We start from the raw sequence: 12,356 nt of genomic DNA, 5'->3' as shown, positions 1-12,356 counted from the left end.
AACTCGAAGCGACCGCCTGGGACCCCCGATGTATTCCGGCCCTCCGACTCCCGGCGGGACCGCGACGCGCCGGCCGCTGTGTTCCCCCAGCGCGGGTTATCCACAGGCCCGCAGCGAGAAGGCCTGGCGGGACCACGCCGAACATAGACTTTGGCGGGTGAGCGACAAGCCGCCTGTAGCGAAGAAGGTCCCCCTCGAGCGCACGCATCACGGTGACACCGTGGTCGACGAGTATGCGTGGCTGCTCAAGAAGGACGACCCCGACACCATCGCGTACCTGGAGGCGGAGAACGCCTACACCCAGGAGATGACCGGCCACCTGCAGGACCTCCAGGAGACCATCTTCAAGGAGATCAAGGGCAGGACGCTGGAGACCGACCTGTCGGTCCCCACCCGCAAGGGCGCCTGGTGGTACTACTCCCGGACCGAAGAGGGCAAGCAGTACGGCATCCAGTGCCGGGTGGCCGCCGACGGGGACAGCCCGCCCAAGCTGGAGCCGGGCACATCGCTCCCCGGCGAACAGGTGATCCTGGACGGCAACGAGCTCGCGGGCGACAGCCCCTTCTTCTCCATGGGCACGAGCGCGGTCAGCCCCGACGGCACGAAGCTCGCCTACTCGACCGACTTCTCCGGAGACGAGCGCTTCACTCTCCGGTTCAAGGACCTGGAGACGGGCGACGTGCTCCCGGACGAGATTCCGGGTGTCTTCTACGGCGGCGCCTGGTCGGCCGACGGCTCCACGTTCTTCTACACCACCGTTGACGAGGCATGGCGTCCGTACCGGATCCACCGGCACAGACTCGGCTCGACGGACGACGTCGTCGTCTACCAGGAGGACGACGAGCGCTTCTGGGTGAGCATCGGCCTGACCCGCAGCCAGCGCTACCTGGTGCTGGCCTCCGGCAGCAAGATCACCAGCGAGGTCCGGGTGCTCGACGCGGCCACCCCGGAAGGCGAGTTCGCGGTGGTCCGGCCCCGGCAGACCGGCGTGGAGTACGCGCTTGAGCACGCGGGCGACCGCTTCCTCGTGCTGCACAACGACGGCGGCGCCGTGAACTTCGAGCTCGCCACCGCTCCCCTCGACGACCCGGGGAGCTGGACTCCGCTGATCGAGCACAGGGACGACACGCGGCTGCTCGACGTCGACGCGTTCAAGGACTTCGTCAGCGTCCACTTCCGCCGTGACGGCCTCACCGGGGTCCGGATCCTGCCAGGCGACGGCGGCGAGCCGTACGAGATCTCCTTCCCTGAGCCGCTGTACGACGTCGCGCCGACCGGCAACGCGGAGTTCGAGACGAGCCGGCTGCGCCTCAGCTACACGTCCATGGTCACCCCGCCGTCGGTGTACGACTACGACCTGCGCTCGCGCGAGCTGATCCTGCTGAAGCAGCGGGTGGTGCTCGGCGGCTACGACCCCTCCGACTACGAGCAGTTCCGCGAGTGGGCCACCGCTCCGGACGGCACCAGGGTGCCGATCTCGATCGTGGTCCGGAAGGACACGAGCCGGCCCGCCCCCACCCTGCTCTACGGCTACGGCAGCTACGAGTCGTCCATCGATCCCTACTTCTCGGTGGCCCGGCTCTCGCTGCTCGACCGCGGGTTCGTGTTCGCGATCGCCCACGTGCGCGGCGGCGGCGAGATGGGCCGCCGGTGGTACGAGGACGGCAAGCTCACCAGGAAGAAGAACACCTTCACGGACTTCGTCGCGTGCGCGCGGCACCTGAAGGCCGAGGGATGGTCCGACAAGATCATCGCAAGAGGCGGCTCGGCCGGTGGCCTGCTCGTGGGTGCGGTCGCCAACCTGGCGCCCGAGGAGTTCGCGGGGATCGTCGCGGAGGTCCCGTTCGTGGACGCGCTGAACACGATCCTCGACCCGTCGCTGCCGCTCACGGTGACCGAGTGGGACGAGTGGGGCGATCCGCTGCATGACCCCGAGGTCTACGCCTACATGAAGACCTATTCGCCCTACGAGAACGTCGACGGCCGGACCTACCCGCCGATCCTGGCGACCACCAGCCTCAACGACACACGGGTGCTCTATCACGAGCCGGCGAAGTGGATCGCCCGGCTCCGCGCCGCCGCGCAGGGCGGCCCGTTCCTGTTGAAGACCGAGATGGGCGCCGGCCACGGCGGCCGCAGCGGCCGTTATGACGCCTGGCGTGAGGAGGCGTTCGCGCTCTCCTGGATCCTCGACCGAGTTGGAGTGACCGAGTGAGCTATGTGGCTGCCGAGGGCCGCTATGGACCCATGCCGTACAACCGGACCGGGCGGAGCGGGCTGAGGCTGCCCGCGGTGTCGCTCGGGTTGTGGCACAACTTCGGCGACGACAAGCCGATCGAGACCCAGCGGGCCATCCTCCGCCGGGCCTTCGACCGCGGGGTCACCCACTTCGACCTCGCCAACAACTACGGCCCGCCGTACGGCTCCGCGGAGATCAACTTCGGGCACCTCTACCAGCAGGACTTCGCCCGATACCGCGACGAGCTGGTGATCTCCACCAAGGCGGGCTACGACATGTGGCCCGGCCCGTACGGCAACTGGGGGTCGCGCAAGTATCTGCTCGCGAGCCTTGACCAGTCGCTGAAGCGGATGGGCCTCGACTACGTCGACATCTTCTACAGCCACCGCTTCGATCCGGAGACGCCGCTGGAGGAGACCATGGGGGCGCTGGCCCACGCGGTCCGCTCGGGCAAGGCGCTCTACGCGGGCATCTCGTCCTACTCCCCGGAGCGCACCCGGCAGGCCGCGGCGATCCTCCGAGACATGGGCACGCCGCTGCTCATCCACCAGCCGTCCTACTCCATGCTCAACCGGTGGATCGAGCGCGGGCTGCTCGACGTGCTGGAGGACGAGGGCGTCGGCTGCATCGCGTTCTCCCCGCTGGCGCAGGGCATGCTGACCGGCCGCTACCTGAACGGCATCCCGGAGGACTCGCGGGCGGCCCAGGGCAAGTCGCTCGATCCGTCCCTGCTGATGGAGGAGAGCCTGCGCCATGTCCGGCGGCTCAACGAGATCGCCGGGCAGCGCGGGCAGTCGCTGGCGCAGATGGCCCTGGCCTGGGCGCTCCGCGACCCGCGGGTGACGTCGGTGCTGATCGGCGCGTCCAGCGTCGAGCAGCTCGACGACAGCCTCGACGCGATCAACCGGCTCGACTTCACGCAGGACGAGCTGGACGCGATCGACAAGGACGCGGTCGATTGCGGGATCAATCTCTGGGCCGCTTCCAGCGCGGAATGAGCCTCCGTCCACAAGCCGGAGGGCGCGGCAGAGGCTGCGCGTTGGCGAAGGAGTAGAAGCGCCACACGCGCGCCGCCGGCGCGCGCCTCCGCTTGTGAGCCCCGGCTTGCGACCGGGTTCGCGACCTCCGCCTGCGAGCCCCCGCTTGCGACCCGGTTCGCGACCTCCGCCTGCGAGCCCCCGCTTGCGACCCGGTTCGCGAGCCCCCGCTTGTGAGCCCCCGCTTGCGACCCGGTTCGCGACCCCCGGTTCGTGAACCCCGGCCTGCGAGCCCCCCGTTTGTGGCCGGGTTCGTGATGAGCCCCGGTTCGCGAGCCGCGGATTGTGAGCGCTTCGTGAGCCACGGCTCGCCGGCTCGCCATCCGCCCGGCATGGGATGCCGGGCGGCAGGACGGTTCAGAGTGCGTTCTGACGCTGCAGGTAGGCGAAGGAGGCCCAGCCGGGGAGGACGGGGAGCCAGAACGTCATCAGCCGGAACAGCAGCACGGCCGAGGTGGCGACCGTGTAGGGCAGGCCCGCGACCGTGAGGCCGAGCGACAGCGACGCCTCCACCGCCCCCAGGCCACCGGGGGTGGGCGCGGCCGAGCCGATGGCGTTGCCCGCCAGGAACACCACGGCGACGGCCGTGAAGCTGGCCGAGCCGCCGAAGGCCTGTACGCACGCCTCCAGGCAGATCACGAAGCTGAGGGTGAGCAGCATGGTCCCGCCCACCGCCTCGAAGACCTTCTTGGGCGACTGCACCACATCGAGCAGCCGGGGGATCACCCCCGAGAACATGGCGCGCACCCGCGAGGTGACCAGCCGCCGCAGCGGCCGTACGGCGAGGATGATCAGGAACAGCACGGCCACGCCGAGCAGCACCATCAGCAGTCCGCGCGACGGGGTGAGGGACGGCGCGGCCTGCGTGCCCGTGAGGTAGCCGAACAGCAGCAGCATCATGATGTGCATGGCCAGGCCGACGAGCTGCGACGCGCCGACGCTCGCGACGGCGGCGCCGGGCGGCAGGCCGCGTTTCTGCAGGTAGCGGGTGTTGATCGCCACGCCGCCGACCGCGGCGGGCGCGACCAGCTTCACGAACGACCCGGCGAGCTGGGCCAGGATGGTGCGGCCGAGCGGCAGCGGCTCGGGGACGAACCCGCGCAGCAGGATCGCCGCCGCGACGTAGCTCAGCGCGGCCGCGGCCAGCGCCGCCCCGCTCCACGCCCAGTTGGCGGTGGTCACGACGGAGACCAGGTTGACCTTGCTGAGCTGGGGAAGCAGCAGGTATGCCGCGATCACGCTGAGGATGATCGTCACAAGGGTCTGGGGGCGGAACCGTTCGAGCCGCACCTCCTCGACCTCGACCTGCGGCTTCAGCGCGATGATCTGCTCCCGGATGGCGGGCAGGAGCCTCCGGTCGCGGCGGGCGGCCGTACGGGTGTCCCGGCTCAGCGCGACCCGCTGGAGCAGTGGCATCGCCCCGGCCAGCGTGTTCTCCCCCAGCACCTTCGCCGCCGACCTGACGGAGCGCTCGGCTCCCACGCGGGTGCCGAGGTAGGCGAGGAGCTGGGCGATGTCGAGCCGCAGTAGCAGGTCGCCGGCCGCGATCTCGCCGCTGCGCGCGTCCACGAGGTAGACGTTGCGCTCGGCGTCGACGTGGATGCTCTCGCCGGTGAGGTGGCGGTGGGCCAAGCGATGGGCGTGCAGCAGCCGGACCTGCTCCCACATCCGCTCCAGCAGCTCGTCGTCGAAGTCCTCGTCGCGCAGGTCGCTCACCGGACGGGTGTCCACGTGCTCGTAGGCGAGCAGCGCCGCCTCGGTGCCGACCTCGCTCGTGCCGAGCAGGCGCGGCAGCCGCACCCCGGCGGCCTGCGCGGCGTACGCCATGAGCGCCTCGCGCTCCAGCTCGGCGCGCAGCGAGCGGATGGCCCTGCGCCGGGTCTCGTTGTTGAGCAGGAAACGCCGCCACAGCCGGTAGACGACGCCCGCCACCTGCCGGTCGCGGTCGAGCACGGTCACGTCGATCCGCCGGTCGTCGACGAGGCCGACCAGGTAGCGGCGGCTGCCGGAGCTGTCGTCCTCCACCCGCCTGGCGCTGACCGGCATGAAGCCGAGCTTGCGCAGCGCGGCCAGCACGGCGCTGCCGGGCGGCCTGGTGTTCGCGCTGCCGATGCCGTAGAGCGTGCCGAACCCGACGGCGAGGCCGACGACGTACGTCATGATCACGCCGAGGGCGGTGACCTTTGTGGCGGTGAAGAGCGCGAACACGTCGAGGGCCAGCGCGACCCACATCAGCGCCCGCCAGTTCGGGCGCCGTCCCATCCGCACCGCCGTGGCGTACGCGATGGCGGGGGTGAGCACGGTGTTGAGCGGCTCGACGTCCCTGCCACCGGTGAGGAGCTGCTTGAGATCGGCCGGGCCGGAGTGGACCAGCGACTCGCCGAGCACGTAGGAGACCAGCAGGGCGAGGATCGCGGCGATCAGTCCCTGGGTGACGCGCATGCCGTCGCGGTGGAAGACCCGCTCGACGGCGAACGCGACCGGCACGATCAGCACGGAGACGCCGCCGAGCAGCCCGGCGGCGGCCGACAGCACGTCGGGGGCGCGGGTGGTGCCCGCCTGTACGTCGGTCTCAAGGCCGTTGAGCGTGCGTTGCAGCGCCAGCGCCATGAGGATGACGGCGGCGAGGGCCAGCAGCGTGAGGAGAAACCGGAGTGCGTCGGAAGGCCGGCGGATCCGCTGCGGCAGCAGAGGCTCGACGACGAGGACAGCTCCTTGGCCAGGAGTGTCCAGCGTTATGTCCTGCTCCTTGATGCCTCTCACCACCAGCGATTCTGTGCGATCTTCGCACTCGGTGTCCACAATTGACGGCATGCGTATATCCCTGGCCTCGGACAGCCTCGACGGAATCGCGTCGGAGCTTGCGGCCGAGGTGGAACGGCGCGGCCATTCAGTCACACTCTATGGAGCACTGGCCCCCGGCGACCGGGCCGATTGGGCATGGTGCTGCTCCGCCGCGGCGCGGGACGTCGCGGAGGGGCGCGCGGACCAGGCCGTGGTCTGTTGCTGGACCGGCACCGGCGCGTCCATAGCGGCAAACAAGGTAGCGGGCGTGCGTGCGGCGCTGTGCACCGACGCCGCCACTGCCGCGGGCGCCCGCACGTGGAACGACGCCAACGTGCTCGCGCTCAGCCTCCGCCTCACCTCCCGGCAGGTGCTGACGGAGATCCTGGACGCCTGGTTCTCCGGGTCGCCGAGCACCGATCCGGAGGACGCGGCGAACATCGCCCACGTGGGGGAAATCCGGTAGAGACCGATTGTGGGCCGCACGCTAACGTCGATGCCATGAGCACGTCGCTACCCGTCCTCGGCGCCTGTCCGCTCGACTGCCCCGACACCTGTTCCTGGGTCGTCACCGTGCGCGACGGCGAGGCCGTCGGGTTGCGCGGCAACCGCGACCACCCCTACACGCGCGGGGCGTTGTGCGTGAAGGTCAACCGCTATCTGGAGCAGGTGCGGTCGGCCGACCGCGTCCTCCACCCGTTGAAGAGGGTGGGGCCGAAGGGATCCGGGCGGTTCGAGCGGATCAGCCTGGACCAGGCGCTGTCGGAGATCGCGGCCAAGCTGGCGTCGATCGTCGAGGAGCATGGCGGCGAGGCGATCTGGCCCTACCAGGGCACCGGGACGCTCGGCTATGTCCAGGGCGAGTCGGGCCAGGCCGGGCGGCGGTTCTGGAACGCCCTGGGCGCGTCGCGGCACGACCTCAACATCTGCGCGCGGGCCGGCAACGACGGGCTGCGCTACGTCAACGGCACTCCCGGCGGCATGGACCCGGAGACGTTCGCCCTGTCGCGGCTCATCCTGCTGTGGGGCACCAACACGCTGACCAGCGGCCACCACATGTGGAAGTTCGTCCAGGACGCCCGCGCCGCCGGAGCGTACGTCGTGGCGATCGACCCCATCCGCACGCGTACCGCCGACCAGGCGGACGAGCACCTGCCGATCCGGCCGGGCACCGACGCCGCGCTCGCCCTCGGCCTGCTGCACGTCGTGCTGGAGGAGGGCGCGGAGGACCGCGCGTACATCGAGGAGCACACGACCGGCTGGGACGAGTTCGAGGCCGAGATCCGCAGGCATCCCCCGGCGCTGGTGGCGGAGATCACCGGCCTGCCCGAGGAGCGGATCCGCGCCCTCGGCGTACGGCTCGCGCACACCCGGCCGACCGGCATCCGGGCCACGATGGGCGTCCAGCGGCACGGAGGCGGCGGGGCCGCGATGCGGATGATCGCCTGCATTCCCGGCGTCACCGGCGACTGGCGCTATCCGGGCGGCGGCGTGGCCTACTCCACCTCGGGACACGCCCCCAAGGGCCCCGACCCGCGCGACGACCTGCTCCCCCACCCCGTGCGTACGCTCACGATGACCCGGCTGGCCGACGGGCTGGACGAGTCGGTGAAGTGCCTGTGGGTCTACGCGGCCAACCCGATGGGGTCGACCTCCGACCAGAACCGGATCAGGGCGGCGCTGGAGAGGGAGGACCTGTTCACGGTGGTGATGGAGCAGTTCCCGACCGACACCGTCGACTACGCCGACTACGTGCTGCCCGCGACCATGCAGATCGAGCACCTCGACGTGCACCACGGCTACGGGCACATGTACATGGTGTGGAACGAGCCCGCCGTCGAGCCGCCGGGCGAGTGCCTGTCCACGACCGAGACCTTCCGGCGGCTCGCCCGGCTGATGGGCCTGACCGAGCCGTCCCTCTACGACAGCGACCTCGAACTGGCCGAGCAGACGCTCGCCCAGGTGGGGATCTCCGTGGAGGAGTGCCGCAAGCAAGGGTGGGCGCGGCTGCGGGTGGCCGAGCCGTTCGTGCCGTTCACCGAGGGTTTCCCGACGCCGAGCGGGCGGCTGGAGTTCGCCTCCGCGAAGGCCGAGGCCGCCGGGCTGCCTCGGGTGGCGGGCTACGTGCCCTCGTTCACCGCCAGTACGGCTCCCGCCGACCGGCCGCACCCGCTCGTCATGATCACCCCGGCCGCGCACACGTTCCTGAACACGCAGTTCGCCAACAACCCGGAGCTGCGCAAGCGCTCGAAGGGCCCGCGGGTGATGGTCAACCCGGCCGACGCCGCGTCGCGGGGCCTCGTGGACGGGCAGGCCGCCCGGGTCTTCAACGGCAACGGCGAGTTCCGGGCGTACGTGGAGGTCAGCGACCGGGTGGCGCAGGGCGTGGTGGCGGCGCCGAAGGGCCACTGGCCGAAGCTGGCGGGCGGGGCCAACCCCAACGCGCTGGTGGAGGAGCGGGACGCCGACATGGGCCGGGGCCCCATCTATCACGACAACTTCGTCGACGTCGCGCCGCTCTCAGACGAGGAGGAGTTTGAACCCCTCGTGTGAGGCGGTGAAGCCGAGCGAGCCGTAGAAGCGGTGGGCCTCGGTGCGGGCCTTGTCGGAGGTGAGCTGCACCAGCGCGCAGCCGCGCTCCCGGGCCCGCTCGATCGCCCACCGCATCATCTCCCGGCCGATTCCCCGGTTGCGGTGGGGCACGGCGACCCTGACCGCCTCGACCAGCGCGCGTTCGCCACCCCGCCGCGACAGCCCGGGAATGTAGGTGAGCTGCATGGTTCCGATCACCTCGCCGTCCGACTCCACGACGATCAGCTCGTTGCGCGGGTCGGTGTCCACCGCCTCGAAGGCGGCGTAGTAGTCCGGCTCCCCGGAAGACGGGCGGGCAGCGGTGATCGCGTCCTCGTTGATCATGGCCACGATGACGGGGACGTCCTCACGCCGGGCCGTACGGAAGTGCAGATCCATGCCGGGGAGCCTAACCGGGGGGTGTCAGGGGCGGCTCAGGGACTTCCCCGATGCCGCGGAAAGGCCCGAAAAGGCACGCTGTAGTCATGAACGAACTGACCCGCATGGACGAGATGTCCTTGGCCGGCGCGGCCCTGCGCGGCGCGCCCTGGCGAGCCGCGGCGACGTCCGGTGGGGCGGTCGCGGCCACGAGCTTCATCCTGGGCGTCATCCTGCCCGGCCCGGCCGACCTGACGTGGGCCCTGTGCGCGGGGATCACGGTGTTCGCCCTCGTCGCGGCGATCGGGGCGATCTCCAAGCCCGACATCGGCGACCGGGTGACCCGGCAGGCCCGCCTGTGGGCGCTGCGCCACCCCTGGCGCTTCTCGCTCTACCCGGGCCTCGGCGCGGCGGCCCTCATGTATCCGGTGCAGCTGGTGATCGACCGCGAGGGCATCTTCGGCGCGGCCTTCGACGCGCTGTGGGGCGGCGCGCTCGTGCTGCTGATCACCGCCGTCCTCACGTTCTCGATGCGCGGCCGGGCCAAGGGCGCCTGAGCGTCAGGCCCGCCGTTCCGCCGCGCTGCGGCAGACGCAGAACTCGTTGCCCTCGGGGTCGAGCAGGGTGACCCATCCGGCGCCGTCCGGCGTCCGATGGTCCTCGTACGGCTTGGCCCCGAGCGCGAGCAGCCGCTCCACCTCCTGGTCGCGGGTGCCGTCCCCTGTGGGCCTCAGGTCGAGGTGCAGGCGGTTCTTGACGGTCTTGCCGTCGGGCACCCGGATGAAAAGCAGGTGCGGAGGGCCGCCCGGACGGTCGAGCATGACCTCGTCGTCCTCCGGCTCGGAGTCGACGAGCGGCCAGCCCAGGGCCTCGCTCCACCACTGGGCCAGCTCGTACGGCCGGGCGCAGTCGATCGTCGTCGTGTGGATCTCAATCATGCGCCCAGCCAAGCGCGACACCAGCAAAGGTGTCAAGCAGGTTACGTGGACGCGCGCCGGGCCGTCCGCCGGGGCCTCAGCTCCCGGACGAGACTCACCGCCGACACCAGGGCCCAGACGCCCTCCAGCAGCAGGAATCCCCAGTCGTCGCCCGCATATGCGAGCCACGCGAGCACCGCGGAGCCGACGAGATTGAGCACCAGGTAGATCTTCGAACGGTTGTCGAGGACGTTCATCTGGGAGAGCAGGAACGCGCCGAGGATGAGAACGGCGCCGGCGATCTGCAGAACTTGGTCCATGTCCTTCCGCCCACCGTCTTCGCTGGGCCGGGTACGGCGGGCACCTCGTCCGGGACGACCGCGGATCGCGGCCTTCTCACAACGGGACCATACCTGTTGTGCGTCACCAAACCGTGCGATGTGTGGCGCAGACCATGGATATCGCCGGTTACTCGCGGGTAGCATTCGTTTAGAGTTACCGACCAGTACGTTACCCCCGGGGTTCGGTTCTAGGAGCGCACACAGATGGGTCACTACAAGAGCAACGTCCGCGACCTGGAGTTCAACCTCTTCGAGGTGTTCGGGCGCAGGGAGATCCTCGGCACCGGCCCGTTCGCCGAGGTCGACGAGGACACCGCGCGAACCGTGCTGGACGAGGTCAACCGGCTGGCCACCGGCCCCCTGGCCGCCTCGTTCGAGGACGCCGACCGCCACCCGCCCGTCTTCGACCCCGCCACCCACAGCGTGACCATGCCGGAGAGCTTCAAGCGCTCCTACCAGGCCTGGGTGGACGCCGAGTGGTGGCGGCTGGAGCTGCAGCCGGAGCTCGGCGGCACGCCCGCCCCGCGCAGCCTGGTGTGGGCCATGGCCGAGATGGTGCTCGGCGCCAACCCCGCCGTGTGGATGTTCGCCTGCGGCCCGGCCTTCGCCCGCCTGCTCTTCGAGCTCGGCACCCCCGAGCAGAAGCGGTTCGCCGAGCTGGCCGTCGAGCGGCACTGGGGCGCGACCATGGTGCTCACCGAGCCCGACGCCGGCTCCGACGTGGGCGCGGGCCGTACGAAGGCGATCCAGCAACCCGACGGCACCTGGCACATCGAGGGCGTCAAGCGCTTCATCACCAGTGCCGAGCACGACATGACCGAGAACATCTTCCACCTCGTGCTGGCCCGGCCCGAGGGTGCCAAGCCCGGCACCAAGGGCCTGTCGATGTTCCTCGTGCCGAAATATCTGGTGGACCTGGAGACCGGCGAGCTGGGCGAGCGCAACGGCGTCTACGTCACCAACGTCGAGAAGAAGATGGGCCTGAAGGTCTCCACGACCTGCGAGCTCACGCTCGGTGAGAAGCACCCGGCCATCGGCTACCTGGTCGGCGACGTGCACGACGGCATCCGGCAGATGTTCATGGTGATCGAGAACGCCCGGATGATGGTGGGCGCCAAGGCCATCGCCACGCTGTCCACCGGCTATCTCAACGCGCTCGACTTCGCCAAGAACCGCGTGCAGGGCGCCGACCTCACCCGCGCGGGCGACAAGACCGCCCCGCGCGTCACGATCACCCACCACCCCGACGTACGCCGCGAGCTCATGCTGCAGAAGTCGTACGCCGAGGCCATGCGGGCGCTGGTCATCTACACGGCGACGATCCAGGACCAGATCCAGATCGCGGAGTTCGAGGGCCGCCGCGACGAGGCCGCCGAGGCGCTCAACGACCTGCTGCTCCCGCTGGTCAAGGGCGTCGGCTCCGAGCGGTCGTACGAGCTGCTTGCCCGCTCGCTGCAGACGCTCGGCGGCTCGGGCTTCCTGCAGGACTATCCGATCGAGCAGTACATCCGCGACTCGAAGATCGACTCGCTGTACGAGGGCACGACCGCGATCCAGGGCCAGGACCTGTTCTTCCGCAAGGTCCTCAGGAACCAGGGCGCGGCGCTGGGATCGCTGCTCGGCGAGATCAAGGCGTTCGCCGCCTCGCAGGCGGGCAACGGACGGCTGAAGGTCGAGCGCGGCCTGCTCGACGAGGCGGCCGACGAGGTGAAGGCGATGGCCGACACGATGGCCGGGTGGGCCATCGCCTCCCTGGAGACGCCGCAGGAGGTCTACAAGGTCGGCCTCAACACCACCCGGTTCCTCATGTCGCTGGGCGACCTGGTGCTGGGCTGGCTGCTGCTGCGTCAGGCCGAGGTCGCGCTGAACGCCCTGTCCGCCTCGGAGGAGGACAAGGCGTTCTACACGGGCAAGGTCGCGGCGGCCTCGTTCTTCGCGCAGACCGTGCTCCCCCGGCTGGCCGCCGAGCGCCGCGTGCTCGCCGCCACCGGCCAGGACCTCATGGAACTGCCGGAAGAGTCCTTCTGACCGTCGGTGCGGCCGCCGCCCATGTGCCGGCGAGGCGGCCGCACCTCTTCCCGGGCCGGTC

At 70.4% G+C, this 12,356-nt stretch carries 10 protein-coding genes and 1 riboswitch; of the genes, 6 read left to right on the top strand and 4 right to left on the bottom strand.

Annotated elements, in window-relative coordinates:
* The first annotated feature begins 157 nt into the window (after window positions 1–157).
* The gene (locus HCK04_RS29600; RefSeq protein WP_260617450.1) at window positions 158–2,215 is read left to right on the top strand and encodes a S9 family peptidase; all 2,058 of its coding nucleotides are present in this window, start codon (window positions 158–160) and stop codon (window positions 2,213–2,215) included.
* A complete protein-coding gene (gene mgrA / locus HCK04_RS29595; RefSeq protein ID WP_142650654.1) occupies window positions 2,212–3,237 on the top strand; it encodes an L-glyceraldehyde 3-phosphate reductase in 1,026 nt (341 codons plus the stop codon). The genes HCK04_RS29600 and mgrA overlap by 4 nt, the downstream gene beginning before the upstream one ends.
* A gap of 396 nt (window positions 3,238–3,633) precedes the next feature.
* Here the strand turns inward: mgrA and HCK04_RS29590 are convergent, their stop codons facing one another.
* Window positions 3,634–6,039: a lysylphosphatidylglycerol synthase transmembrane domain-containing protein gene (locus HCK04_RS29590; RefSeq protein ID WP_260617449.1), complete on the bottom strand. Its 2,406-nt coding sequence runs from the start codon at window positions 6,037–6,039 to the stop codon at window positions 3,634–3,636.
* Window positions 6,040–6,088: 49 nt separating this feature from the next.
* Between HCK04_RS29590 and HCK04_RS29585 the strand changes: the two genes are divergently transcribed.
* Window positions 6,089–6,526 (top strand): RpiB/LacA/LacB family sugar-phosphate isomerase, encoded by a 438-nt coding sequence (locus tag HCK04_RS29585; RefSeq protein ID WP_142650652.1) that lies wholly within the window; start codon window positions 6,089–6,091, stop codon window positions 6,524–6,526.
* A gap of 35 nt (window positions 6,527–6,561) precedes the next feature.
* Entirely contained in the window at window positions 6,562–8,613 is a 2,052-nt protein-coding gene (locus tag HCK04_RS29580) for a molybdopterin oxidoreductase family protein (protein ID WP_142650651.1), read from the top strand.
* Here the strand turns inward: HCK04_RS29580 and HCK04_RS29575 are convergent.
* Window positions 8,581–9,030 (bottom strand): GNAT family N-acetyltransferase, encoded by a 450-nt coding sequence (locus tag HCK04_RS29575; RefSeq protein WP_142650650.1) that lies wholly within the window; start codon window positions 9,028–9,030, stop codon window positions 8,581–8,583. The genes HCK04_RS29580 and HCK04_RS29575 overlap by 33 nt on opposite strands.
* A gap of 86 nt (window positions 9,031–9,116) precedes the next feature.
* On the opposite strand from HCK04_RS29575, the gene HCK04_RS29570 reads away from it, so the two are divergent.
* The gene (locus HCK04_RS29570) at window positions 9,117–9,566 is read left to right on the top strand and encodes a hypothetical protein (RefSeq protein ID WP_142650649.1); all 450 of its coding nucleotides are present in this window, start codon (window positions 9,117–9,119) and stop codon (window positions 9,564–9,566) included.
* A gap of 3 nt (window positions 9,567–9,569) precedes the next feature.
* Here HCK04_RS29570 and HCK04_RS29565 read toward each other — a convergent pair whose 3' ends face one another.
* On the bottom strand, window positions 9,570–9,947 hold the full coding sequence (locus HCK04_RS29565; RefSeq protein ID WP_142650648.1) for a VOC family protein: 378 nt from the start codon (window positions 9,945–9,947) through the stop codon (window positions 9,570–9,572).
* 41 nt (window positions 9,948–9,988) lie between these two features.
* Window positions 9,989–10,246 carry a hypothetical protein gene (locus tag HCK04_RS29560; protein ID WP_142650647.1) on the bottom strand — a complete coding sequence of 86 codons (258 nt, stop codon included), beginning with the start codon at window positions 10,244–10,246 and terminating at the stop codon, window positions 9,989–9,991.
* A gap of 5 nt (window positions 10,247–10,251) precedes the next feature.
* Window positions 10,252–10,323, bottom strand: a riboswitch (guanidine-III (ykkC-III) riboswitch).
* 148 nt (window positions 10,324–10,471) lie between these two features.
* Here HCK04_RS29560 and HCK04_RS29555 point away from each other — a divergent pair.
* Window positions 10,472–12,295, top strand: coding sequence for an acyl-CoA dehydrogenase (locus HCK04_RS29555; RefSeq protein WP_142650646.1), 1,824 nt, complete (start codon window positions 10,472–10,474; stop codon window positions 12,293–12,295).
* Window positions 12,296–12,356: the final 61 nt, after the last annotated feature.

The organism is Microbispora sp. CL1-1, from assembly GCF_012034195.1.
Taxonomy (GTDB): domain Bacteria; phylum Actinomycetota; class Actinomycetes; order Streptosporangiales; family Streptosporangiaceae; genus Microbispora.
Note: the sequence above shows the minus strand (reverse complement) of the source record. Positions and strands in the feature narration are given on the sequence as shown.

Bases quoted from the DNA above. Each gene is read 5' to 3' on its own strand.
- HCK04_RS29585 (WP_142650652.1), top strand. From the start codon at position 6,089: ATGCGTATATCCCTGGCCTCGGACAGCCTCGACGGAATCGCGTCGGAG.
- HCK04_RS29580 (WP_142650651.1), top strand. From the start codon at position 6,562: ATGAGCACGTCGCTACCCGTCCTCGGCGCCTGTCCGCTCGACTGCCCC.
- HCK04_RS29575 (WP_142650650.1), bottom strand. From the start codon at position 9,030: ATGGATCTGCACTTCCGTACGGCCCGGCGTGAGGACGTCCCCGTCATC.
- HCK04_RS29570 (WP_142650649.1), top strand. From the start codon at position 9,117: ATGAACGAACTGACCCGCATGGACGAGATGTCCTTGGCCGGCGCGGCC.
- HCK04_RS29565 (WP_142650648.1), bottom strand. From the start codon at position 9,947: ATGATTGAGATCCACACGACGACGATCGACTGCGCCCGGCCGTACGAG.
- HCK04_RS29560 (WP_142650647.1), bottom strand. From the start codon at position 10,246: ATGGACCAAGTTCTGCAGATCGCCGGCGCCGTTCTCATCCTCGGCGCG.
- HCK04_RS29555 (WP_142650646.1), top strand. From the start codon at position 10,472: ATGGGTCACTACAAGAGCAACGTCCGCGACCTGGAGTTCAACCTCTTC.